The sequence below is a fragment of the Arthrobacter sp. Y3221160 genome (assembly GCF_059092585.1).
The window spans coordinates 2,066,149-2,090,239 of the sequence record NZ_JBNHHU010000001.1; the positions used below are offsets into that span (position 1 = coordinate 2,066,149).

Genomic DNA, 24,091 nt, shown 5'->3' on the forward strand with positions numbered 1-24,091 from the left:
CGCCCCGAGCCCCGGCACCGGTGCCCGGCCCCTACAGTGGAGGGGGAGATCCAGACGAAGGGGCACGATGCAAGACCGCATTCGCAATGCCCGCCTGCTCGAGCGCGTGATGAGCGCGGAGCAGGCGGCTGAACTGATTAAACCCGGGATGACCGTGGCCATGAGCGGCTTCACCGGCGCCGGTTATCCGAAGGCGGTGCCGCAGGCGCTCGCGGCACGGATGGAAACCGCGCACGCGGCCGGGGAGCAGTTCAAGATCCGCGTGCTCACCGGCGCTTCGACGGCCCCCGAGCTGGACGGCGCCCTCGCCAAGGTCGACGGGATGCAGCTGCGCCTGCCCTACCAGTCGGACCCGGCGCTGCGCGAACGGATCAATGCCGGCGAGCTGGACTACATCGACATGCACCTCAGCCACGTCGCCCAGCACACCTGGTTCGGGTTTTTCGGCGACGTCGACCTGGCCGTGGTCGAGGCGGTGGGCATCCTCGAGGACGGACGGCTCATCCCGTCCACCTCGGTGGGCAACAACATGACCTGGCTCCGGCAGGCCAGCCAGGTCATCGTGGAGATCAACAACGCCCAGCCGGTGGGTCTCGAGGGCATGCACGACGTCTACCACGGCACCGCCCTGCCGCCGGAGCGCAGGCCGATCCCGCTCGAGCATCCCGATGACCGGATCGGTGAACCCTACCTGCAGGTGGATCCGGACAAGATCGTGGCCGTCGTGCACACCGACGCGCCCGACCGGAACTCCCCCTTTAACCCGCCCGACGACGCGTCGCAGCAGATCGCGGGCCACCTGCTGGACTTCCTGGACCACGAGGTCCGGCGCGGGCGCCTGACCGAGCAGCTGCTCCCGCTGCAGTCCGGCGTCGGCAATATCCCCAACGCCGTGCTGGAGGGCCTGGCGGCCGGCGGCTACCGCGGCCTGACCGCCTACACCGAGGTCATCCAGGACGGCATGCTGCAGCTGCTCAAGGAGGGTGTGCTGCGCATGGCCTCCGCCACGTCCTTCTCGCTCAGCCGCACGGGCCTGGAGGAGTTCAACGCCAACGTCGACTACTACCGCGAGCGCATCATCCTGCGCACCCAGGAGATCTCCAACCACCCCGAGCTGGTCCGCCGGCTGGGCTGCATCTCGCTCAACGGGATGATCGAGGCGGACATCTACGGCAACATCAACTCCACGCACGTGGCCGGCACCAAGGTCATGAACGGCATCGGCGGCTCCGGCGACTTCGCCCGGAACAGCTACCTGTCCGTCTTCATGTCCCCCAGCATGGCCAAGGGCGGGAAGGTCTCCAGCATCGTGCCGATGGCCAGCCACGTTGACCACACCGAGCACGACACGATGATCGTGATCACCGAGCAGGGGCTGGCCGACCTGCGCGGCCTCGCGCCGAAGCAGCGGGCGCGCAAGATCATCGAGACCTGCGCGCACCCGGACTACCGCCCGATGCTGCAGGACTACTTCGACCGCGCCTGCCGGGACAGCTTCGGCAAGCACACCCCGCACCTGCTCGGGGAGGCCTTGTCGTGGCACCAGCGCTTCGTGGAGACGGGCAGCATGCTCCCCGCAGAGCAGTAACGGTCCGCATCCCCCACCCAGGGCTGCGAGGCGCAGGCTCAGCGCTGGTAGATTCTGGCGAGCACGGCGTCGAAGACCCGGTCGGGCAGCAGCCGGCGGGCGCCCATGATCGTCCGCGCGCCCCTCCCGACCGGGTACCGGCTGCGCGTGCGCCGCGCGCCCGCCACCCGGGCAATGCGGCGGCCAACGACCTCCGGCCGCGTTCCCGTGCGTTCCGTGTAGGCCCCGCCAATCGCCCGCGCCACGCTCTCCGCCTGCTGCGCATACGCCGTGCCTTCGGAACTCCGCTGCAGACTCTCCACCGCGATGGCGTCCCACTCGGTCAGGATCGGCCCGGGCTCGACGATCACCACGTCGATGCCGAAGGGCTTGAGCTCCACGCGAAGGCAGTCCGACAAACCTTCGACCGCGAATTTCGCCGCGTGGTACCAGCCGCCGAGGGGTTCGTAGAACACGCCGCCGATCGAGGAGACGTTGATGATCCGCCCGCTGCCCTGGGCCCGCATGGCCGGGGCCGCCAGTTGGATAAGCCGCCCCAGCCCGAACAGGTTCACCTCGAACTGCTGCCGGGCGTCCTCCAGCGGCACGTTCTCGATGGCGCCGTAGGAGGCGTACCCGGCATTGTTGACCAGCACGTCCAGCCGTCCCTGCTCCGACAGGATCTGCTCCACCCCGCGCACCATCGACGCGTCGTCGGTCAGGTCCATCTCGAGGACGCGGATCCCGTGCGCTTCCAGCGGGCGCATCCGCTCCACGCGGCGCGCGGCCGCGTAGACGGTGAAGCCGCCGCGTGCCAGTTCCCGGCAGGTGTGTTCCCCAATGCCGGAAGACGCTCCGGTTACCAGTGCCGTTTTGTCCATCGCCATCGCGCCGTCCGCCTCACTTCGTCAATGCCATCGCGACGGCGGTGCCCTGCTCGTCCGGCGACGTCCGGGCGCCGCCGTCGGCACCAAAGATCCGCCGGCAACCGTCGATGGCGCCAGTGTAGCGGCCCCGACTGGAGAGCAGCGGATGCCGGCCCCGCTGGCCCCGTGGCCCTCTGAACGACCCTTGCGGCCACCCTGCCGCTGCCGCTCCCGCCGTCTCGACAAGTGCCGAAGTCCGGAGCACACTGTTGGCAATACGAGGGCTTTACCCCGTTGCATAGTGGCGGCCCAAGGCTGACCCCTCAAGACAGCAGACGCAGCCGGGCCGCCGTCGGGAGGCGGATCATGGATCAAGACGGCGTCGTCCGGCCCACTCGCGCAGATGAGCAGGATTCACCCGTGCCCACCCGTTCGCGGTTGCGGCTGGCCGCAACTCTTCTCTTTGCCGGGGTGCTGGTCTCCTTGCTGGCCGGAATTTTCCACCCTGGCGCCGCCAACGCCAATGATCATGCAGCAGCCTTCTCCGAGTACGCGAACAGTGCTGCCTGGACCGGGATTCATGTGGGCCAGTTCGCGGGGATGACAATCCTGATTGCCGGGCTGCTGGTCCTGTTCGCGGCCCTGGACCTCCACCGCGGCGCGGCTTCCTGGGTGTCCAGGTTTGCCGGCGTCGCCGCTTCAGCGGCGCTGCCGCTTTATGCGGTCCTTCAAGCCGTTGACGGCGTTGCCCTGAAGCAGGCGGTGGATGCCTGGGCAGCCGCGCCGGAGGCGGAGAAGGCCGCCCGCTTCGATGTCGCGGAAGGGATTCGTTGGCTGGAATGGGGCGCCCGCAGTTACCAAAGTCTGTTGCTGGGGCTCTCGTTTGTGCTGTTTGCCGTCGCTATTATCTGGAGCGGCCGGGTATCAAGGTTCGTGGGCTCCTTGCTGGGGCTGACCGGTTTGGCTTACCTGGTGCAGGGCTGGGTCATTGGTGCCGAAGGATTTTCGCCGAACAACGCCCTGCCGACCCTGGTTGGCATCGCGGCGAGCCTCGTCTGGAGTATCTGGCTTTTGATCAGTGCTTGGCGGCGCCGGCCGGCGGCTTCGCGCTGGGCCTGACCGATGTCCATAGCACTCAGACGGCGTGAGGAATTCAGGAAAGGCGGCGGAACTCTCCCGCCGCAAGCTGGACATAGATCGGCAGTGTCATTTGGATCGGTGCAACGCCGACCGGCTCGTCAAGCAACTCGTTGATCGTCGTCTGCCCTTCCAGTTCGGTCGCTTGGTGCCCATCCATGACTCGACCCTACGTGGACAGGCCGCTCCCGGTGCCAAGACACGCGCCATCTGCCGCTTGGTGCCGGCCTGCTCAGCTTCGGTCACGCTCGGGATGTTCATCTACCGTCCCGGTTCTATGGCGACAGTCGCTGCCGGTGGTTAGAGTCTTCGACATGGAAGGGGTTCCGTGGGCAGCACCGTCCGGTTCCTGATCCTGCCGCTGATGCTGTTGGCGCTGCTTGCTCTGCCTGGATCCGTCGCCCCGCGATCGTATCCAAGTGCCATTGCGGGACTCGGAGATTCCATTACCCAGGCCGCAAACACCTGTTGCCGGCCCGGCAACTACCCGGCCAAGTCCTGGTCAACCGGCGACGGGCGGTCCGACGACATCCGCAGCCACTACGAGCGGCTGGCGGCGCTGCACCCCCAGATCAACAACAACAACTTCAACGACTCGGCAAGCGGCGCCCAGGCGGCAGATCTTCCTGGACAGGCGTCCATGGCCGTGGCCCAGAAGGCGGACTACATCACCCTGCTCATCGGAGCCAACGACCTGTGCGCCTCGTCGGCATCAGCGATGACGTCCACCGCCGATTTCGCCAGGCACGTCGCGGCTGCCCTCGATTCGCTGCACCGCGGGCTGCCGCGGGCCCGCATCTACGTCAGCAGCATTCCCGACCTTCATCGCCTGTGGTCCGTTTTGCGCACCGATCAGGAGGCCAGACGGGTCTGGGCGGCCAATGGAACCTGCCCCTCCGTGCTTGGCGCCGAGCTCACCGAGAACCAGCGGCAGGAAGTGGTTGCCCGCGAGCGGGCCTTCAATGAGATCCTCGCGGAGACGTGTGCACGGTACGGGAACTGCCACTGGGACCGGGGCGCCGTGTACGCCTACAAGTTCTCCGCCCGCGAGATCAGCACACTGGACTATTTCCACCCCGGCCCCGCCGGCCAGGCCGCACTGGCCGAGCTGACATGGCAAGCCTTCCAGGGACGCCGCTGAACCTGCATGTCAGCCACCGGGCATCCAGCACGGCCCCTACCAGATGAACAAGAGACAACTACCCAAAAGCGCGACCGGATTAGCAACTCTGCTGCTTTTCGTGCGGGGACGCCGGTACTCGTAAGATTTTGAAGTTCTTGTCAGCAACATCCGCCCTGCTTAAGGACTCATTTTCTGCGCGTGTTAGCTTGATCACCGTCCTTTCCGGCGGCCCGCCCGGAAAGCTGAACCACCGCTGCTACCTTCCGGAGGCACAATGGGACTCAGCTCCCCCACGCATACAGACGACAGTGCTGTGGCGCCCACACCAGCTGCAGAAACACGACGCGGATCCTTCCCAGGGGCAGTGGCGGGCCGCACCTCCGGCACGGCCGACAACGAACTCAAGCGCGGGCTGAGCAGCCGCCACCTGCAAATGATCGCCATCGGCGGTGCGATCGGCACGGGGCTGTTCGTGGCCTCGGGCGGCACGATTTCCCAAGCGGGTCCCGGCGGAGCCTTGGCCGCCTATGCGTTGGTCGGACTGATGGTGTTCCTGCTGATGCAGTCGCTGGGCGAAATGTCGGCCAAGATTCCGGTCGCCGGCTCCTTCCAGACCTTTGCCACCCGTTTTGTCTCGCCGTCCTTCGGGTTCGCGATCGGCTGGAACTACTGGTTTAACTGGGCCATCACGGTGGCCGCCGAGCTGGTCGCCGCCGGAATCATCATGGACTTTTGGTTCCCGGGAGTCCCGGGCTGGGTGTGGGCCGGGATCTTTCTGCTCGTCTTGACCGGGCTCAACGCCCTCTCCGCCAAGTCCTTCGGGGAGTCGGAGTTCTGGCTCTCCCTGATCAAGGTCGCCGCAGTCGTGCTCTTCCTGATCGCCGGCGTGCTGATGATCTTCGGCATCCTCGGGGATAATTCCCCAGGCCTGAGCAACTGGGAAAACCGCGATGAAGTTTTCCACGGCGGTTGGGTCTCGATCATCTCGGTCTTCATGATCGCCGGGTTCTCCTTCCAGGGCACCGAGCTGGTGGGCGTCGCCGCGGGCGAAGCCAAGAACCCGCGCCGCGAAGTGCCGAAGGCCATCCGCACGGTCTTCTGGCGCATCATGCTCTTCTACATTGGCGCCATCTTCATCATCGGCTGCCTCATCCCGTTCACCGATCCGAGTCTGCTGGCCTCCGGCGAGGCCGATGTCGCAGTATCCCCGTTCACGCTCGTCTTCTCGCGCGCCGGGATTGCCTTCGCGGCGGCTCTGATGAACGCGGTGATCCTGACCGCCATCCTCTCGGCGGGCAACTCCGGACTGTATGCCTCCACGCGCATGCTTTATGCCATGGCCCATGACGGCAAGGCCCCGAAAATCTTCCAACGAACCAATGCGCGCGGCGTGCCGATTCCGGCGCTCCTGGCCACCGCGGCCGTGGGACTCTTCGGGTTCCTCTCAGCGATCGTCGGTCAGGGCGCGGCCTACTCATGGCTGCTGAACATGTCCGGCCTGTGCGGCTTCATCGTGTGGGCGGGAATCGCCATCTCCCACTACCGCTTCAGGCGCGGCTTTCTGGCGCAGGGCAACAAGGTCAGCGACCTGCCGTACAAGGCCTCCCTGTTCCCCATTGGCCCGCTGCTGGCCTTCGCCATGCTGGTCCTGGTCATCGCCGGACAGAACTACGAGGCCGTGCTGGCCGGGCGGGGCATGGAGGTGCTTTCCTCCTACATCGGGCTGCCGGTCTTCATCGCCCTGTGGCTGGCCCACCGCTTCATCACCAAGTCCAAGATGGTGCCGCTGCTCGAGATGGACCTTCGGTCACCGGAGGACCTCGAGGAGGAACCCGCCCACGCCACACGGTGACCCTGCTGCCCCCGGGCTACCCAGACGGAGCCGGGCACCGGCGGTACCCAAGCGCTGCGGGGCCCCGGCCGTAGCCGCTCGCCACGTTATGGCGGCAACCTGCCCGGTGTCACCCGCTCGGCGCCGGAGCGGGCTCGTCGGCGGGAGTGGGTGCGGGGGCAGGCTCCTGCACGGGGGCGGGTTCAGGTTGCGGCGTGCCGGTGGGCATCGGCGCCGGGGACGTCGTTGCAGTACCGGGGTCGGGCTCTTCGTGCGGCGTCTCCGCGGGGGCCGGCGGCAGGTCGCCGCCGGTGTCCGCCGGAGGCGTGCCGGCCGGGGACTCCGGCCCGGAGGTCTGCTCGGTATCTGACGCCTCATCATCGGTGCCCGTGTCGGCGCTGCCGTCACCGATGGCGGCGTCCTGTTCGATGATGCCGAGGATGCGCATCTTGTAGTCGTTCAGGCGGGCCTGGATTTCGTCCAGGGGAACGTCTTCGAGCGACCGGCCGTAGGCCGCGATCTCTTCCCACAGGGTCGCCAATTTCTCCATGCCTGCGTCGCTGAGCGGGCCGTCGAGGGTGAGGACAAGCTGGCTGGCGAGGGCGTAGGTGAGGCACTCGACGCAGTTGTAGTTGGCCGCGGCCGAAAGGTTTTGGGGGACGACGACGTCGGCCTGGCCGAGGATCAGGACAACCTGGAAGCCGACGGCGACGGCGGTGCAGTCCCGGCAGGAAGCGAAGGCGTAGGCCTCGTTCGTGGCGTCTACCGGCCCGTCTTCGGCCCACACCAGGGCGAAGGCGACGTCGTAGACCACGGATCCGTCCTCAACGTTGACGGCCAGGGCCTGGTTTCCGTCCTCCTCGGGGGCCAGCGGCCGGTCGAACGGGAAGACCCAGGCCGGCGGTGTGCCGGCGCCGGCTTCAGTAACGGTGGTGCCGGAACCGCCGTCGTTCTGTGAAGCCTCAACGGCGTCCGCCACAGCGGTCTCCTGATGCCGGGCCTGCAGCTCGCGGGGAACGAGGACCATCGCCAGTTGCGGATCCTCCGGCGTGGGCAGGTCGGTGCCTGAGGGCCAGGCCGCCACCGTTTGTCCTGCGCCGCCTTCGGCCAGCCCTGCCGGTGACACCGGGGCGAAGGAAGCCGCCGCATCGAACAGGGTTCCGCGTTCGTAGGGCTGCACCGGGCGGTAGGCGCCGTCGTCGGGCCACCAGGCCCAGGCCAGGCCGGCCAGAACGGCTGCGGCGGCGGCCATGGCGGTCACCCGCCGGAGCGGCCGGCCACGGGTTTTCGCCCAGGCCGCCGTGCCAAGCTGGCGGGCCAGGCGCAGCAGGATGTAGGCGATCCCGAGAACGGGAAGCGCGACGGCGGTGATCGCCAGGACACGCACGGCCATGCCGGCGACATCGCCGTCCGAACCGGCGTCGGCCAGCAGCCTTTGCTGGTCCATGATGCTGGCCCAGGCCGTCCCCAGGACCCGGGGAAGCGAGACCACCATCATGGCCAGGCAAAACAGGAGCAGCGGCACCGTGACCAGGACCCAGGCGGTCACGACGGCCCTGGCCCAGGGCTTGAGCAGCTTGGGTTCGGGGTCGGACCACCGCCAGGGCAGCAGCCCCAGCAGGGTGGGCTTGATCCGTTGGAACAGGTCGGGAACCCCGGTGGCGTCGGCGAGGATGTGGTAGCCGTCGAAGCGGACCAGGGGCAGCAGTTGGCGCACCATCTGCAGGATCTGGGTCACCACCACCAGCAGCAGGGCGTCGAAGCCGGTGAGCCACCAGACGCCTATCGTGCCCACCACGACGATGGCGTTGAAGTACAGGCCGCCCAGGTCCGTGCGGAGCCGGCCGCCGCGTCCCAGGCGGTAGGAGTCGGTGACATCGGTGTAGAAGGCCGGCCAGATCAGGTACAGGCCCACGCCCATGGCTCCCGGCGTCGCGCCGCCGCGGCGCGCCCCGGCGGCATGGCCGAACTCGTGGAAGCCGGCCGAGAGGATGGTGATGGCGAACACCAGGAGCAGCAGGCCGGGATTGGCGAAGGCCTGGTGCGTTGCCGAACCGAGGCCCTTGACCATGAGCACCCACCAGCACGCCGCCAGGAAGGCCAGGGTCACGGGCAGGGCGATCAGCGGATGGAACAGGACGGCGAACGGAGCCGTCAGCTTCCGGGTCAGCGCGGGGTCGGTGACCGTGTAGCGGAAGCGCATGCCCAGCAGCGGGCTCGCCTTTTTGACGTCGGGCTGCGAGCCGTCGGCGAGCCGCAGCAGGCCCAGCGGCAGCAGCTGTTTGTCGATCAGGGTCTGCACGTTTCCGGCAGTGATTAGCCTGCCGGACTTCTCACCGGCGTGCTCGGCAATCTGGTCGAGGCTCCGGGAGCCGTCGACGCCCTCCAGAATGGCATACAGGAGCGGGGTGAGCTGGAGCGTCTGGCCGTCCGCGCGCCGGACCAGCGCGGGCGGCTCCCGGTAGCCGGATCCCCGTGCAGGTCCGAGGAGCTGCACGCCGTCGGCCAGCGCCGGGACGTCAATCAAAGGGGCAGCCGACCGGCCGCCGGGCAGCGGGTCACTCGTGGCCGGCGGCCGGCTCGGACTGATGCTCATTCAGGGACTATTGTTCGAGGTCGGACTGCTGGCCGGCGCTGGCCTGGGCGCTGCCGTCAATCTGCTGGTTGATGATGGCGTCCTGCTGCGCCACCGCGACGGCGTTGCTGTCGATCGAGCCGATATTCGCCGCCACCGCGGCGTCGATCGGCGCGGCAACGTTGGCGTTGGCTGCCACGGCGCCGTTGATCGGGGCGGCAATATCGGCGTCCGCGGCCAGATCGACGTTGACGTTGAGCAGGTTTCCGTCGAGGGTCGACCCGAGGCCTTCCGTGACGGATCCGGTGTCGGGCAGGGTCCCGTCCGGCAGGGTGCCGTCGGGCAGCGTCCCGTCCGGCAGGGTCCCGTCCGGCAGGGTGCCGTCGGGCAGCAGCGCCGGAGCAGTTGCCTCCTGCCCGGTGGCCTCCTGGGCAAGGCCGGAATCGCCGACGGCGGCACCCGTCGCGCCAGCGGAACCGGCCGTTGCCCCGGCGTCCCCCACAGTGTCATTGCCCTGGTCGATGGTGCTGTCCTGGGTCGACTCGGCGGTCGCGTCGGCGGTGATGCCCTGATTGATGATGACTCCCTGGTCGGACAGGGCCTGCGCCGTGGAGCCGGACGAGAGGAGGTTGGCCGAGGCGGCGGCATCAATGGGGGCCGCCACGTTGGCGTTGGCCGCGACGGCCAGGTCGATCGGCGCGGCCGCGTCGATGGCCAGGTCGAGATCGGCGTTTAGATCCAGGATGGACGCGACTTCCTTGTCCGGCAGCGCGGTCCCGGATTGGGATTCGAGTTCCTCCGGCGATAGCGGCGTGCGTCCCATGTCGTTGCTCATCAAAATCTCCGTCTCCGGCGCAAAGCGCCATTCGTTCCAACCCGTTGTCGAAACCTGTCGATTCTTGTCAACGGCCCGGCGGTACCGGCGCCTCGGTCATCAGCCTTCCTCTCGACGACATCAACGCAAAGCATACTGATGAATCCATTTATTGTGTAGGCGCCGACGTCCGTCCGCACGCGCAGCGGCGGACACTGCCCTGGACTGGACCGGCAGCGGCGGACGTGGCCCTGAACTGGACCGGCGGGACCGGAGAACGACGGCCGGCGGGACGCGACCTTGGATTGGCCGCCGAATGTGACCTTGGTTAGCGACGCGACCTGATGTCTGGCGGCGGAAATTTGGGATCGCACCGGCACTGTGTGTAGGGTGTGAGGCGAATCACCCACAACTGAATGCCTTTTGAACCGTGGCGGGAGAGTCCTCTCCGCACACCATCCGGGCAGGCGCCGTAGGAGCAAATCCTCCCCAGGAATCTCTCAGGCCCATGTACCGCCGCGGCGAGGCAACTCTGGAAAGCAGCCAGGCAGCAGTCTGGCTCACCGACGGTGCAAGCGGAACACACTCCGCGGAATCTCTCAGGTCAAATACAGAGCGGGGAGGAACCCAATCCCAGCCGAGCCCTCGGGCCGGCCCAATCTTGGAGTTCCTCATGACTTCTGACCTGCAGCGGCGCGTCCTCCGCAGCCATCGCTCAAAGACTTGCTTGCCGGCCCTGGCCCCGCCTTGATCCCCGCCCCGTCGTTCCCCGGCGCCCTGATCCTCGAGCCAAGGAGTCCGGGGATCCGGCGGCCAGCGACCGCTTCATCGAAGCCATGATCGCCGTCCGCACGTGCTTCGCCGCACGAAGCGTCAAGGCGAACAAAACGGGTGCACCACAGGGGCCGAGGCGACCTCCTCTCATCTCCTCAACAAAAAGCGTGTTTAAGAAAGGCATCACAGTGAGCAAAGTCAACGCCGAACTACGATACTCCGCGGAGCACGAGTGGGTGGCCGCCGACGGTTCCGGCCCGTCCAAAATCGGCGTTTCTGCCGTGGCAACCGAGGCGCTGGGCGACATCGTGTACGTGGATCTCCCCGAGGTCGGTACCGTGGTGACGGCCGGCGAGACCTGCGGTGAAATCGAGTCCACCAAGTCCGTTTCGGACCTCTACTCCCCGGTGACCGGCGAGGTCATCGAAGTCAACGGCGACGCCGTGGCCGATCCCGCCGTGATCAACGACGACCCCTACGGTGCCGGCTGGCTGTTCACCGTCCAGGTGTCGGAGGAGGGCCCGCTGCTCTCCGCCGAGGAGTACGCCTCCGCCAACGGTGGTGAAGTAGCGTGAGCGCGGCAATGGCGGCGGTCGCCAGCACCAGCCTGAACGTGGACCTGGGTGTCCTCGATCCGGAAATCGCCGCCCAGATCGACAACGAGCTGCGCCGCCAGCAGTCCGGGCTGGAAATGATCGCCTCCGAGAACCACACCCCCGTCGCCGTCATGCAGGCCCAGGGCTCGGTGCTAACCAACAAATACGCCGAGGGTTACCCGGGGCGCCGGTACTACGGCGGCTGCGAGCACGTCGACGTGATCGAGCAGCTGGCCATCGACCGGGTCAAGGAGCTGTTCGGCGCCGGCTTCGCCAACGTCCAGCCGCACTCCGGCGCCCAGGCCAACGCCTCGGTGATGCACGCCCTGATCAAGCCCGGCGACACGATCCTGGGCCTGAACCTGGCTCACGGCGGGCACCTGACCCACGGCATGAAGATCAACTTCTCCGGCAGGCTCTACAACGTGGCCGCCTATGGCGTCTCCGAGGAGGACCACCGGGTCGACATGGCCGAGGTGGAGCGGCTGGCGCACGAGCACCAGCCGCAGCTGATCATCGCCGGCTGGTCCGCCTACCCGCGTCAGCTCGATTTCGCGGAATTCCGCCGGATCGCCGACGACGTCGGGGCGTACCTGATGGTGGACATGGCACACATCGCCGGCCTGGTGGCCGCCGGCCTGCACGCCAGCCCGGTGCCGCACGCCCACGTGGTCACGTCCACCACGCACAAGACGTTGGCGGGGCCGCGCGGCGGCATCATCCTGACCAACGAGGCGGACATCGCCAAGAAGATCAATTCCGCGGTGTTCCCCGGCCAGCAGGGCGGGCCGCTCGAACACGTCATCGCGGGCAAGGCCGTGGCGTTCAAGGTTGCCGCCTCCGAGGAATTCGCCGACCGCCAGCAGCGCACGCTGGCGGGCGCACGGATTCTGGCCGAGCGGCTGTCGCAGCAGGACGTCGCGGAGAAGGGCATTACGGTGCTGACCGGCGGCACGGACGTGCACCTGGTCCTGGTTGACCTCCGTAATTCCGAGCTGGACGGCCAGCAGGGCGAGGACCTGCTGGCGGCCATCGACATCACGGTCAACCGCAACGCGGTGCCGTTCGACCCGCGGCCGCCCATGGTCACCTCCGGCCTGCGCATCGGCACGCCGGCGCTGGCCACCCGCGGCTTCGGCGACGAGGCGTTCCGCCAGGTCGCGGACATCATCGCCGAGGCCCTCATCGCCGGGCCGGCCGCGGACCTGTCCGGTTTGAAGGCCCGGGTGGAGGCACTGGCCCAGGCGCACCCGCTCTACCCGGACCTGGCACCGGTTTCCGCAACCGAAGGGCGCTGAGGAGCCATCATGGCCGTGGGCGTCTTCGACCTCTTCACCGTGGGCATCGGTCCCTCCAGTTCGCACACCGTCGGTCCGATGCGGGCGGCCGCGGTCTTTGCCGGGGAACTGGTGTCAACCGGCGTGCTGGACCGGGTCGCCGGCCTGCGGGTGGACCTCTACGGGTCCCTCGCGGCCACCGGCCGCGGCCACGGCACGTTCACGGCGGTGATGCTCGGGCTGGAAGGTTTCCAGCCCGAGCAGATCCTGCCGGACGACGTCGAAACCCGGCTGGCGGAGATGGCCTCGACCGGCGAACTGCAGTTGGGCGCGCGGGTCGAGGGCTCGGCCGGACGGGTCCTGGACTACCGGGTCGAGGACATGGTTCAGCACCCGCTCACCGTGCTGCCCCGGCACACCAACGGGATGAAATTCCAGGTGACCGACGACGCCGGCGCGGTCCTTCACGAGGCGACGTTCTTTTCCGTGGGCGGCGGCTTCGTGGTCCGCGACGGCGAGGAAGAAGCGGCGGCCCGGGAGCCGGATGCCGCCCAGGCGACGCTCCCCTACCCCTTCCGGACGGCGGCGGAACTGCTCGAACACTGCCGCAACACCGGCCTGGGCATCAGCGACATCATGATGCTCAACGAGAAGGCCTCGCGCTCCGAGGCGGAGATCCGTGCCGGCCTGATCCACATCTGGCAGGTGATGGAGGACTGCAAGGACTCCGCCATCAGGCGCGAAGGTGTCCTGCCCGGGGGGCTGAACGTCCGACGACGGGCGCCCGCCTGGCATGAGCGGCTGCGCAAGGAGGACAAGGACCGGGACCACAAATACTGGCAGGAATGGGTCAACCTGGTAGCCCTGGCGGTGAACGAGGAGAACGCCTCGGGCGGCCGCGTCGTCACCGCACCGACCAACGGGGCGGCCGGCATCATCCCCGCCGTCATGTTCTACGCCACGCACTACGCGCCGGGCATGGACAAGGCGACGCAGGCGGACAAGGAAGACGTCATCGTGAAGTTCCTGCTGGCCGCCGCCGCCGTCGGGGTCCTCTACAAGGAGCAGGCCTCCATCTCCGGCGCCGAGGTCGGCTGCCAGGGCGAGGTGGGTTCCGCGTCCTCGATGGCCGCAGCGGGACTGGCCGAGGTGATGGGCGGCAGCCCCGCGCAGGTGGAAAACGCCGCCGAGATCGCCATGGAGCACAACCTGGGACTGACCTGCGACCCGATCGGCGGCCTGGTGCAGATCCCCTGCATCGAACGCAACGCCATCGGCGCCGCCAAGGCCGTGAACGCGGCCAAGATGGCGCTGTGGGGCGACGGGACGCACCGCGTCTCGCTGGACGAAGTCATCATCACCATGCGCGAAACCGGCAAGGACATGAGCTCCAAGTACAAGGAAACCGCGATGGGAGGCCTGGCCGTCAACGTCGTCGAATGCTAGGCGACCCCGCTCCGGCGAAAACTCACAGGCGGCGGTATTGCCCCGTATTCACTGTCCCTTTTCGGTATGGCCCTTGATGTCGATCAGGTGCTCCTCCATGGCATCGAAGGCCCCGTCTCCGTCGCGCGCCAAAACAGCCTCAAAAATGCGGCCGTGCCACATCACAGAGCTCCGGACGCGCTCCAGCGTCAGGAATTCGTCGGCACGCGAGGGTGCCATCAGGTCATTGGACATCGCCAACAATTCGGTCAGCAGTGGATTCAGGGAGAGCCGCGCCAGTTCCGCATGAAAATCCAAGTCGAGTTTTCTCAGCTCGGCGTTCGAAGGCTGGGGGCGGGCCGCCTCTTTGGTGGCGGCATCGAGGATCGACCGCAATTTGGAGACCTGGCCCCGTGCCCTGATGGCCGCCCGCTTGGCGATCCCCGGTTCGATGACAAGGCGGAGATCCATGACGTGATTCATCGGGTCTCCGGCACCGGTGCTGCCGGTCAGCGACGAGGAGCCGAACGCCAAAAGCGGTTCGTCGGCTACGTAGGTGCCGCTGCCGGGGCGGCGGTACAGCAGCCCGACAGCCTCGAGTTCGCGCAGGGCTTCCCGCACCGTATTTCTGGACAAGCGGTAATTCTCGGCAATTTCCCGTTCGCTCGGAAGTTTAGCTCCGGGGCTGAGGGTGCCGTCCTCAATCCGGGTCCGAATTGCCTCGGCGAGGACGTCTACGCGATCGCTGAATACCAATAAGGGCTCCTGCCTCAGGCTCCGCATATTCGTCCTCTCTGTGGGTACCGGTGAGCGGGTTTCCCCCTGACCGCAAAAGTTCCGGCAATTAAAAGTGTATTTCCCGGCGCCACACCTTGTGGTTTAGTGACTCACCTCACTATGCTACCCAAAGTGGTCCAACCACCCTACCGGTTCTGTGCACTAGCAGAGGAAGCCCTAGCAATGAATCAAGCAGCAATCTCGACGCCGCACCACCTGGCCACGGAGGCCGGGTGGGCCGTTCTTCAGTCAGGCGGAAGCGCGGTCGACGCGGCCATCGCCGCGGCCGCCGTCCTGTCCGTCGTCTACCCGCACAACTGTTCCATCGGTGGCGATTTGGTCGCGCTGGTGAAGGAACCCGATGCAGAGCCCGAGTGCGTGCTTGCCGTAGGCCGAGCCCCCGGTGCCGGCCGCCTGGCGGACATGAGGGATCGGTTTGGCGAGAAGATGCCGGCCCGGGGACCGGCGACCCTCACGGTTCCCGGAGCCCCCGCGGGCTGGCAGCACCTGCACGAGCGGTACGGGCGGCTGGATCCCTCGACCCTGCTCGAAAGGGCGGCGGAACTCGCCGGCGGCTATCAGCTGTCCCGGTCGGTGACGATGGCAGCGGTCAAAGCAGCAGCTGCCGGAGGAATAAGTGCCGAACTGGTCTCCTCGTTGTTTGGTTCCTCGTTTGAGCCGGGCAAGCGCGTGTCGAACCCGGCGCTGGCGGAAACGCTGCGCCGCATGGGTTCGGCTGGGTTTCAGGAGTTCTACCGGGGCACGACGGGCGAGTCACTGCTCTCGTTCATGCAAGGCCACCGCGCCGAATTCAGTGCCGACGACTTCGCATCGGTCGTTCCGGTCACGGCCGCGCCGCTGTCCCATCGCGGCGAAAGCCACACCGTGTACACCAGCCCGCCGCCCACCCAGGGCTTCGCGCTGATCCGGCTGCTGGAGAACCTGTCTGCGACCACGGGCCATGCGGTGACATCGCCGGATGTCGTCGAGGCCATGCAGGTCAATGCCCGGATCTGCAACCACCTCCGGGACAACATCCTCAGTGAAGACTCCGAACCGTACTTCTACCGCGATTACGGCCTGGAGGACCTGCCCTCATCCGAAACCCCCGCACTGGCCTCGGCCCGGGCCGACGGAGACACGATCGGAATTTCGTGCGTCGACAGCACGGGACTGAGCGTGTCCTGGATTCAGAGCCTGTACTCGTCCTTCGGCTCGTACCTGATGGATCCGGCTACCGGCGTTATCCTGCAGTGCCGGGGCTCAATGTTCTCGCTGAACGACTCGCAGCCGAACGCCTTCCGGGGCGGAGCCATGCCGCCGCACACGCTGATGCCGGTCATGGTGACCGATGAGCAGCAACGCATCCGCTACATTCAGTCGACCATGGGCGGCAAGGCCCAGCCGCAGATCCACGCCCAGGTATTGCTGAGGCAGTGGGCGGGCGAATCGCCGGCGTCTGCGCTGCTGGGCCCGCGCTGGATGATCGTGCAGGACGACCAGGGTGCCGATGTGGCCGTCATTGAACAGTCCGTGGATGCCGGGGCGCGGGAGCAGTTGGCCGCGAGCCTCGGCCGGACCCGCATGGAGCCGGACTTCACCGACGGGCTGGGGCACATGCAGCTGGTCACGGTGGATTCCGCCGGCGCTCCGGTGGCGGCCAGCGATCCCCGATCGGACGGATCCGGACGCTACGGACCGCTCGGATGACGCTGACGGAAAAGCGTCCGGCAAAGAGTGCCCGGCGCGGCTGGCTGCTTCCCGATCCGCTCCTCTTGACGGTGCTCTCGTTCGGCACGGGCTTCCTGGATGCCCTGACCTACCTCGGACTGGACCGCATTTTCGGTGCCAACATGACCGGAAACCTGATTCTGGTGGGGATCGGACTGAGCGGGGACTGGGCCGAATTGATCCACCCGCTGGTCGCCCTCCTCGCGTTCTGCGTCGGATGCATGGTGGCGGGCCTGTGCAACAGGCTGCTGGAGGCAAAGAAGCGGGGATCACCGGCCCCGCGGATGCTGTTCCTCACCACCGGGGTGCTCCTGGCCGTGAGCACCGCCCTCGCTTTCATAAATGGGGGCGGATCTTTGGGACTGGTCATCACCGCCCTCATCGGGGTGGCCATGGGTTGCCAGAGCCTCGCCGCGAGACTTCTGGCGGTCCCCGAGATTAACACCGTGGTCGTCACCTCCACCCTCTCGCAATTCTTCGCCGAGGCCGGAGCGGGCCGAACCTGGCGCAAACGGCGTGTTTCGGCGCGCCAGCTGGCAGCCGTGGGAAGCATGCTGGGCGGCGCCATCGTCGGTGCGGCCGTCGTACCCTTTGCCGGCCTCACGGCCCTCGCCGTTCCCACCGCCCTGGTTCTCCTGATGGCTCTTTTCTGCCGGCGGCTGGAACCCCAGGCGTCCTGACACCTGCCCGCTGCGAGCCCGATCGAGAAAGGGGAAAGATCCAGAGGCTTCCCTGACGGAACAAGCCTCACGTCGATTGCACCAATTCTTCCAAGAACAGGAAATCCAAATGTCTGAGTACAACGCGCCAACCGGAGCGGTGAACCACGCCGACCGGATTGACGACGACGGCGGCAAGCCCGCCAAATGGAAAATTGTCGGCCCCGGGCTCGTCGTAGCGGCCACCGGCGTGGGGGCAGGGGACATGGTCGCCACCCTGGTGGCCGGCACCCAATTCGGTTACCAGCTCTTCTGGGCCGTCATCGTCGGTGTCATCATGAAGATCGTTCTGGTCGAAGGCGCCGGACGCTACACCCTGGCTACCGGCAAGACCATCTTCGAAGGCTGGCTGACGCTCGGCCGCTGGACCACCTGGTACTTCGGCCCGTACATCATCATCTGGGGCTTCGTCTACGGCGCCACCGCCACCTCCGCGGCAGCGCTGCCGTTGGCCGCCATGTTCCCGGTGCTCCCGCTGTGGGCGTGGGCCATCCTGAACAGCCTGGCCGGCTTCGTCATGATCTGGTTCGGCAAATATGCCACCTTCGAGAAAATCACCGCAGTGCTGGTCGGCATCATGTTCGTCACCGTCGTGGGCCTGGCCATCATTGCCGTTCCCAACATCCCCGAAATGCTCAAGGGGCTGATCCCCTCGATCCCGGCCGAAGGCGGCCTCCTGTCCACCCTGGCCCTCGCCGGCGGCGTCGGCGGCACCATCACGCTGGCAGCCTACGGCTACTGGCTGCGTGAAAAGGGCTGGTACACCCCAAAGTGGATGCGTGTCATGCGCATCGATAACTCCATGGCCTACGTCATGACCGGCATCTTCGTCATTGCCATGCTGATCGTCGGCGCGGAGGTCGTCCGCTCGGCCGGAGTCTCCATCAGCGGGAGCGATGAAGGCCTGCTGGATCTGGGCAACGTCCTCAACGATCGCTACGGCGAGGTCGTCGGCACAACCTTCCTGATCGGCTTCTGGGCGGCGTCGTTCTCCTCCATCATTGGCGTCTGGAACGGTGTGTCCCTGATGTTTGCCGACTTCTGGGGCCACATGCGCAAGAAGCCCTCCGGCCATCCGGACACCCGTATTGGGGGCAAGTACTTCAAGTTCTATGTGCTCTGGCTGACCTTCCCGCCCATGCTGCTGTTCATCATGGGCAAGCCGATCGCGCTGATCCTGGCCTACGGCGTCCTCGGCTCGCTGTTCATGCCGTTCCTTGCCCTGACCCTGCTCGGCCTGCTCAACGGCAGCCGCGTGCCCAAGGCGTGGGCCAACCGCCTGCATACCAACATCGCGCTGGGCATCTGTGCCCTGCTGTTCGGCGTCCTCGGTATCCAGCAGTTGGTCAAGTCAATCGCCCCGCTCTTCGGCGGCTGACACCAGGGTGGGGTGACTCAGCGGCTGCACAGCCCCGCCGCAGCGTCCGGCAGCGTAGCTGGCCTGGCCACCACTGCGGTCCCGAGGCAAGGACGCCTCGGCAGCCATGTAGAGAAGTTATAGGTACGGAAGGCCCGCAACGTCGCGGGCCTTCCGTCTCCCTTTGGTGATGCTCCGGCAGCTGGTTGTTCGGATCGCAACCGCTGTTTGCCGGTCAGGCCAGCCAGCGACGCCAGCGTGACTGCTCCGGTTCCGGCGTTGGTTCCGGCTCCGGCTCCTCGCCCAAGGCCAGCGCGGCCTCGACGATGTCGTCCTCGGTGAGCGTCATGACGGCCTCACGATCGAGCGCATCGAGGCTTCGTTCCTCGTCCAGCGACAGCCGCAGCGCCTGGCGGTTGAGCGACTGCTCGAACAGCGTGCGGGCGAACCGTGCGTTGCCGGAGTCCTCGCCCGCGTGGAGCCCGGTGAAAATGCGGCGCAGCATCTGGTCCGCACCCGACTCCAGCGTGTACTCGTGTTGGGCCAGCATCTGGTGGAAGATCGTCTGGAGTTCGTCGATGGAGTAGTCGGGGAACGTGATCTCACGGGCGAATCGAGAGCGCAGTCCGGGGTTCGAGAGCAGGAAGGACTCCATCAGCTGCGGGTACCCGGCCACGATCACGACCAGGCGGTGGCGGTAGTCCTCCATCCGCTTGAGCAGGACCTCGATCGCCTCGGGGCCGAAGTCCGCCCGGCCGTCCTCCGGGGCCAGCGCGTAGGCCTCATCGATGAACAGGACGCCGTCCAGCGCACGCCGGATCACCCGGTCCGTCTTGATGGCGGTCGCGCCGACGTACTGCCCCACCAGGCCCGAACGGTCGACCTCGACCAGGTGGCCTTTCTGCAGTAGACCGACCGCGCGGTACATCTCGGCCAGGAGTCGCGCCACGGTGGTCTTGCCCGTGCCCGGGTTTCCGAGGAACACCAGATGCTGTGATGTAGCCACCTCCGGCAGGCCGTGCGCCTTACGGCGGGCCTGGACCTGGAGCAATGCGACGAGGGCCCGCACCTGTTCCTTCACGGTCCCCAGTCCGATCAGCGTATCGAGTTCGGCCTGCACCTCGGACAGCGGCCGGGCCGGCCCGGGCCTCGCACCGATGCGATCGCCGATCAGGTCGTCGACGCGCTCCGAACCGTGCAGCTTGAGCTGATCGGCCAGATGGCCGATGCTTTCGCGCAGGTCGTCGAGCGGATTGCGGCTGGGAGCCATGCACCCACTGTAGTACCCGGTTCCCGACCGTGGACTTGATTCACTAGTATGAGCGAGAGCTTATACAAGTACGTGAATAACCAGTGGGCGATGGAATTCGCGTTCCATCAGGGCTACTTACTGTCCCGTTTGAGGATCCTCCAACACTCCACTCCCCCGATGTCAGTCTCCGCTCAGCAACGGCCCCGGTCGACATATTCACGGTTATCGGCGTCGAACAACGGGAACTACAATGAACGCAAAACCTTCCGGCACCCCACACGATCAACCGGTTTCGCAGTCGGGATTTAGGCGGTCAGGGAATCGGATCCCTCGCCTCCCAGCGAAACAAACGGAAGCACCAACCCCTGACAGTTCTGCAGGAAGTGCTGGCGCTTCCGATATCTTCAGAACCCTTGGGATTCACACGCCAGCTGCCTGTTGAAGGTTCAGCTGTCTGGCTTGGGGTGGTTGCTTATGCGTTGCGCGTGGACGCGGCCCTGAAGATCTGGTTCGTAGTCATCCGGTAGCGGAGGCCGTCGGGCAGTTCCTGCGGCGTGACCCAAACCTGGTGTCCCTGGGACGCTTCAAACATTTGGCGCGGGCCGTCGGCGTCCGCGGCGATCCAGAGCACGGAAGAGTCAGGCATGGCGTCTTCGACGAAGCCAGTTCTGATGACTTGGCCGTCGTGCCAAATTTCTACCAGTGCGTTGATCAACAGGCTCCAAGCCCCGTGTTTGCTGGGCGTAGCTTGGTTGCGTGCCAAGTGGCTCACGGGGACTTGGGCGGCAGCGGCTGCGCCCGTTTGGGCCGGCAGCCGCCACTGCCGGCGGGTAAGAGGTGCGGCCGTGAACCGCTGGTCCGATGCGGCGCCTTCGGATTGTCGCCTGTGATCACTCACGACCAAAATCCCTCGCCAGCACCCAGGGCCCAGGAACGCGCGCTGTCCACGTCGTCCCTGATCTGGGTTACCAGTTCATCGGTTCCGTGGAACCTGCGCTGGGGGCGTATATAAACGTGCAGACTCACCATAACGATGCGACCGTACAAGTCACCGGTGTAGTCCAGAAGGTGAGCTTCCAGCAGGCGCGTTCCTTTGCGGTAATACGTCGGGCGGCGCCCCACCGAGACAGCGGCAGCATGTGTCTCGCCCAGCCTTTCCGGCCCAAGGCAGACAGTGCCCGCCCAGACACCGTCCCGGATTTCCCCGTTCGGCACGGAGATGTTAGCCGTGGGATAACCAAGCTCCCGGCCGCGGGCATCACCACGCTCAACTACGCCTTCGAGCCGGACGGCGCCGCCGACTCGAGCCCCAACGACGGCGGCCGGCAATAAGCGACTGGCGCCGGAAGAGGCGCTCACTTTGGTAAGGGCTTTCATTGACTCACTCGCTGATCTAGCTGCTGTTGGGTCATTGAGATGACCCGTGGCTGCGGTGCCGGGACGGTAGCGGGGCAATGGCCGGTTGCGTCGAGCACTTCGTCCAGCCAAGTGACCTGATTAGTAAAGCGCTTTGCCTTGTGCGGGGCAGTCCACCGGTAGGAGTCGTGTTCCCAGTTGGTTCTTAACCGCCGGCGGGATGTCAGGGCAGTAAAGGTGTGAACCAGCCAGGGATTTCCCGAGCCATTTTTGAGCACCAGAACCGGTCCCTGCCGGAGGTCTAGGAGGTCTTTGGCCTGCAGCCCCGTTTCTTCAAATAACTCTTCAAGTGCCTGCTGTTCGGGCGTTACCCCGGCTTCCACAAAGCCCGTGATGCAGTGCCAAAGGCCACTGTCGTGGCCAACCTGACGGTTCCTTCTGAACAAGGCAATCCTGCCCCGCCATTGGACGACGGCAGCGATGACAACGTGGGCCGCAGGGATGCCATTTTCAGCGTCAGAGGAACACCTGACGCCAAGGGATCGGTTGATCGTGCTCATTTCCTCTCCTCGCACGGGTAATCGCTGCCTTGGCGGTAAACCGGGTGGGTGTTTGGAGTCGGGCGCGGGTGCAAGGCTGGTCCTTCGCACCGCCGGTCGCGACCGACGCCTGTGCGTCGAGGCCACTCACACTTTCGCAAGTGCGCCCGCCCTTTTCTTGAGTAAGAAGGGCGGGGCGGCATTCGCGAACGCGGCGAGCCCCTTCTTACTCGGCCAGGCGTCCGCCGTCGACGACCAGCTCGCTGCCGGTCATGTAGGAAGCCTCGTCGGATGCGAGGAACAGCACCGTGTACGAGACCTCCCGGGGATCGGCGAACCGGCGGATCGGGATCGTCTGAGCGACCGCGTCGATCGTCTCGGCGTCCATCATGTTCTTCGCCATGGGGGTGAGGATCGCGCCCGGATGCACCGAGTTAACGCGCACGTTGTGCGGCCCGTACTCGATCGCGGTGGCCTTGGTCATACCCCTGACGGCGGCCTTGGCACCCGTGTACGCCGCGTTGGGTGTCCCGGCGAGGTGGGCCATCGCCGCTGCCGAGGAGATGTTGACGATCGAGCCGCCACCGGCCTCGATCATGCCCGGCAGCACGGCGCGCATGCCCAGGAACACTCCGGTCTGATCGACCGCGACGACCTTGCTGAACGTCTCCGGGTCCAGGTCAGCGGTGAACGCGTTCGGACCCGAGAGCCCTGCGTTATTCACGAGGACCGTGACCGGACCGAACTTCTCGACAGTCGCCGCCACGACAGCACCCCACGAGTCGGCCTCGGCAACGTTGTGACTGATGAAGAACGCGTTTTGACCGAGTTCCTCCGCGAGGGCCGCCCCGTCCGTCTCGTTGAGATCTGTGATGGCGATCTTCGCTCCCTCCTCGACGAACAGGCGTGCGTGCTCGGCACCCATGCCGACTGCTGCGCCCGTAATGATGGCGACCTTGTTATCCAGACGCCCCATGGCGACCTCCTTCTTTAGTTGCGCCGACGACGCTGCGCAGAGTTGATCTGATCTATTTGGTAGGCGCCCGTTGACAATTTCTACGTCGTGACGGCGACGAGCGCGTGCTTGTCACCGTCGGGGTCGACCGCGAGCACCGTGACACCGGAGGGGCAGCGCGGATGTGTTGCGGAAGACCATCCGGTGGTCACTAAGAGCAGTGCCTTGCCCTGTCCATGAGTTCGGTTATGATATTTCTTCCTTCATTGGAGTATGCGTGCCTATTTGGTCGACAGGTCCGCCGCGTCGGCGGGGATCTCCGACTCCATCTCGGGAGCGAGGAAAACGAGCTGCTCGCGGAAGGATTCGCTCGCGCTGCGCAGCGGGGAGAGCGGACCCTCCTGCATGAGGGTCTCCGCGTTCTCCGCCCAGACTTCGGGGGTCGTGTCGGGCACCGTGATGCGCGGCATCGCGGTGATTACCGTTCTCGCTGCAGAGACACCGCCGATCTCGAACGCCTCTCCGTAGACCGTGGTGTCCTGGTGCGCCAGCCAGGTGGCGAACGCGGCGACCGCGGCGGCAGGGAACTTCTCCCGCATCACTTTCTGGATGGCGGGGTTGGGGAAGGCGTCTTCAGTCATCGGCGTCCAGGCGACGGGCAGGATGGTCGAGATCTGCACTCCGGCCTGGCGGCCCTCGGGGATGAGGGCGTTCCCGAAGCCCCAGATTGCCGCCTTCGCGGCGCTGTAGGCCGTGTCGTGCGGCGCACCCATCAGCGCGTTCGACGACACGTTGATAAGCCGACCGGTGCCTGAGGCGATCAGGTGTGGCATCGCGGCGCGTGAAACCTCGACCAGGCCGCGGAAGCTCGTGTTGAACACGCGCCACCACACCTCACTGTCCATCTCCCAGAACAGGCCGAACCGGTTGATCCCGGCATTGTTGATCACGATATCGAGACCACCGAAGCTGTCGATTGCCGTCTGCACTAGATGGGCGGCTCCTTCGACGATGTCGTGGCTGTCGACGACCGCGGTGCCGCCGGCGTCACTGATCAGTGTCACCGTCTCACCGGCGCGCTCGGCGTTAATGTCGTTGACCACGACCCGCGCGCCTCGGGAGGAGAGCATGAGGGCGTGCTCGCGGCCCATGCCCTGTCCTGCTCCGGTGACAATTGCAACTCGTCCGCCAAAGTCGAGCTCATTCATTTCAGCCATTTCCTGCACCTTTTTAGTTAGGGGCCGTCGGATTAGATCCACGGCCAGTGGTTTTACAGTGTGTCGTTCCGTACCAAGACTTTGGGGTGCCGTTGAGTGGAACCATCGAGGTCATACCTCCATGGCTCACCCCGCGGCACCTTTGACGCTCTCAACCTGCAGGGATACTCGTGGCTGCTGGTTCTCAAGAACGGACTGAAGCC

21 protein-coding genes and 1 riboswitch are annotated in these 24,091 nt (G+C 66.2%); of the genes, 10 read left to right on the forward strand and 11 right to left on the reverse strand.

Annotated features, from left to right (window positions below; all coding sequences use genetic code 11):
* The first annotated feature begins 67 nt into the window (after positions 1–67).
* A complete protein-coding gene (gene scpC, locus AC5RWG_RS09670) occupies positions 68–1,588 on the forward strand; it encodes a succinyl-CoA:acetate CoA-transferase ScpC (protein WP_494076590.1) in 1,521 nt (506 codons plus the stop codon).
* A 38-nt stretch (positions 1,589–1,626) separates the two neighbouring features.
* Here the strand turns inward: scpC and AC5RWG_RS09675 are convergent, their stop codons facing one another.
* Complete coding sequence (locus tag AC5RWG_RS09675; RefSeq protein WP_494024298.1) at positions 1,627–2,448, reverse strand: oxidoreductase; 822 nt, start codon at positions 2,446–2,448, stop codon at positions 1,627–1,629.
* Between the two features lie 351 nt (positions 2,449–2,799).
* On the opposite strand from AC5RWG_RS09675, the gene AC5RWG_RS09680 reads away from it, so the two are divergent.
* The gene (locus AC5RWG_RS09680; protein ID WP_494166831.1) at positions 2,800–3,552 is read left to right on the forward strand and encodes a hypothetical protein; all 753 of its coding nucleotides are present in this window, start codon (positions 2,800–2,802) and stop codon (positions 3,550–3,552) included.
* 34 nt (positions 3,553–3,586) lie between these two features.
* Here the strand turns inward: AC5RWG_RS09680 and AC5RWG_RS09685 are convergent, their stop codons facing one another.
* Positions 3,587–3,730, reverse strand: a complete 144-nt coding sequence (locus tag AC5RWG_RS09685) for a hypothetical protein (RefSeq protein WP_494001112.1) — start codon at positions 3,728–3,730, stop codon at positions 3,587–3,589.
* A gap of 168 nt (positions 3,731–3,898) precedes the next feature.
* On the opposite strand from AC5RWG_RS09685, the gene AC5RWG_RS09690 reads away from it, so the two are divergent.
* Both AC5RWG_RS09690 and AC5RWG_RS09695 read left to right on the forward strand, forming a co-directional pair.
* Positions 3,899–4,711, forward strand: coding sequence for an SGNH/GDSL hydrolase family protein (locus tag AC5RWG_RS09690; RefSeq protein WP_494166832.1), 813 nt, complete (start codon positions 3,899–3,901; stop codon positions 4,709–4,711).
* Positions 4,712–4,967: 256 nt separating this feature from the next.
* A complete protein-coding gene (locus AC5RWG_RS09695; protein WP_494100662.1) occupies positions 4,968–6,545 on the forward strand; it encodes an amino acid permease in 1,578 nt (525 codons plus the stop codon).
* A 109-nt stretch (positions 6,546–6,654) separates the two neighbouring features.
* On the opposite strand, the gene AC5RWG_RS09700 is transcribed toward AC5RWG_RS09695, so the two are convergent.
* Both AC5RWG_RS09700 and AC5RWG_RS09705 read right to left on the reverse strand, forming a co-directional pair.
* Positions 6,655–9,120 carry a zinc metalloprotease gene (locus AC5RWG_RS09700; protein WP_494076594.1) on the reverse strand — a complete coding sequence of 822 codons (2,466 nt, stop codon included), beginning with the start codon at positions 9,118–9,120 and terminating at the stop codon, positions 6,655–6,657.
* Positions 9,121–9,127: 7 nt separating this feature from the next.
* Entirely contained in the window at positions 9,128–9,934 is an 807-nt protein-coding gene (locus AC5RWG_RS09705; protein WP_494076595.1) for a peptidoglycan-binding protein, read from the reverse strand.
* A gap of 403 nt (positions 9,935–10,337) precedes the next feature.
* Positions 10,338–10,439: riboswitch (glycine riboswitch) on the forward strand.
* A gap of 436 nt (positions 10,440–10,875) precedes the next feature.
* On the opposite strand from AC5RWG_RS09705, the gene gcvH reads away from it, so the two are divergent.
* Genes gcvH through AC5RWG_RS09720 form a run of 3 tightly spaced genes read left to right on the forward strand, consistent with a single transcriptional unit; the run spans position 10,876 to position 14,006 of the window.
* A complete protein-coding gene (gene gcvH / locus AC5RWG_RS09710) occupies positions 10,876–11,262 on the forward strand; it encodes a glycine cleavage system protein GcvH (protein ID WP_494025060.1) in 387 nt (128 codons plus the stop codon).
* Positions 11,263–11,270: 8 nt separating this feature from the next.
* Positions 11,271–12,581, forward strand: coding sequence for a serine hydroxymethyltransferase (gene glyA, locus AC5RWG_RS09715; protein ID WP_494167113.1), 1,311 nt, complete (start codon positions 11,271–11,273; stop codon positions 12,579–12,581).
* Positions 12,582–12,590: 9 nt separating this feature from the next.
* Positions 12,591–14,006 (forward strand): L-serine ammonia-lyase, encoded by a 1,416-nt coding sequence (locus tag AC5RWG_RS09720; protein WP_494024068.1) that lies wholly within the window; start codon positions 12,591–12,593, stop codon positions 14,004–14,006.
* Positions 14,007–14,054: 48 nt separating this feature from the next.
* Here AC5RWG_RS09720 and AC5RWG_RS09725 read toward each other — a convergent pair whose 3' ends face one another.
* Complete coding sequence (locus AC5RWG_RS09725) at positions 14,055–14,768, reverse strand: FadR/GntR family transcriptional regulator (RefSeq protein WP_494001119.1); 714 nt, start codon at positions 14,766–14,768, stop codon at positions 14,055–14,057.
* Positions 14,769–14,945: 177 nt separating this feature from the next.
* On the opposite strand from AC5RWG_RS09725, the gene AC5RWG_RS09730 reads away from it, so the two are divergent.
* The 3 genes from AC5RWG_RS09730 (at position 14,946) to AC5RWG_RS09740 (ending at position 18,590) form a co-directional block, all read left to right on the forward strand.
* Entirely contained in the window at positions 14,946–16,472 is a 1,527-nt protein-coding gene (locus tag AC5RWG_RS09730; protein ID WP_494024067.1) for a gamma-glutamyltransferase, read from the forward strand.
* Positions 16,469–17,173, forward strand: coding sequence for a YoaK family protein (locus AC5RWG_RS09735; RefSeq protein ID WP_494074548.1), 705 nt, complete (start codon positions 16,469–16,471; stop codon positions 17,171–17,173). The genes AC5RWG_RS09730 and AC5RWG_RS09735 overlap by 4 nt, the downstream gene beginning before the upstream one ends.
* A gap of 109 nt (positions 17,174–17,282) precedes the next feature.
* Positions 17,283–18,590: an Nramp family divalent metal transporter gene (locus AC5RWG_RS09740; protein ID WP_494074547.1), complete on the forward strand. Its 1,308-nt coding sequence runs from the start codon at positions 17,283–17,285 to the stop codon at positions 18,588–18,590.
* Positions 18,591–18,804: 214 nt separating this feature from the next.
* On the opposite strand, the gene AC5RWG_RS09745 is transcribed toward AC5RWG_RS09740, so the two are convergent.
* From AC5RWG_RS09745 to AC5RWG_RS09770, 6 genes are all read right to left on the reverse strand, one after another.
* Positions 18,805–19,839: an AAA family ATPase gene (locus AC5RWG_RS09745; RefSeq protein WP_494166833.1), complete on the reverse strand. Its 1,035-nt coding sequence runs from the start codon at positions 19,837–19,839 to the stop codon at positions 18,805–18,807.
* A gap of 454 nt (positions 19,840–20,293) precedes the next feature.
* Positions 20,294–20,467 (reverse strand): hypothetical protein, encoded by a 174-nt coding sequence (locus AC5RWG_RS09750; RefSeq protein ID WP_494166834.1) that lies wholly within the window; start codon positions 20,465–20,467, stop codon positions 20,294–20,296.
* A gap of 248 nt (positions 20,468–20,715) precedes the next feature.
* Positions 20,716–21,198, reverse strand: a complete 483-nt coding sequence (locus tag AC5RWG_RS09755; protein ID WP_494166835.1) for a riboflavin kinase — start codon at positions 21,196–21,198, stop codon at positions 20,716–20,718.
* Positions 21,195–21,737, reverse strand: a complete 543-nt coding sequence (locus AC5RWG_RS09760) for an NUDIX domain-containing protein (RefSeq protein WP_494166836.1) — start codon at positions 21,735–21,737, stop codon at positions 21,195–21,197. The genes AC5RWG_RS09755 and AC5RWG_RS09760 overlap by 4 nt, the downstream gene beginning before the upstream one ends.
* A gap of 205 nt (positions 21,738–21,942) precedes the next feature.
* Complete coding sequence (locus AC5RWG_RS09765; protein ID WP_494166837.1) at positions 21,943–22,692, reverse strand: SDR family NAD(P)-dependent oxidoreductase; 750 nt, start codon at positions 22,690–22,692, stop codon at positions 21,943–21,945.
* A 260-nt stretch (positions 22,693–22,952) separates the two neighbouring features.
* Positions 22,953–23,888 (reverse strand): SDR family NAD(P)-dependent oxidoreductase, encoded by a 936-nt coding sequence (locus AC5RWG_RS09770; protein WP_494166838.1) that lies wholly within the window; start codon positions 23,886–23,888, stop codon positions 22,953–22,955.
* Positions 23,889–24,091 lie beyond the last annotated feature (203 nt).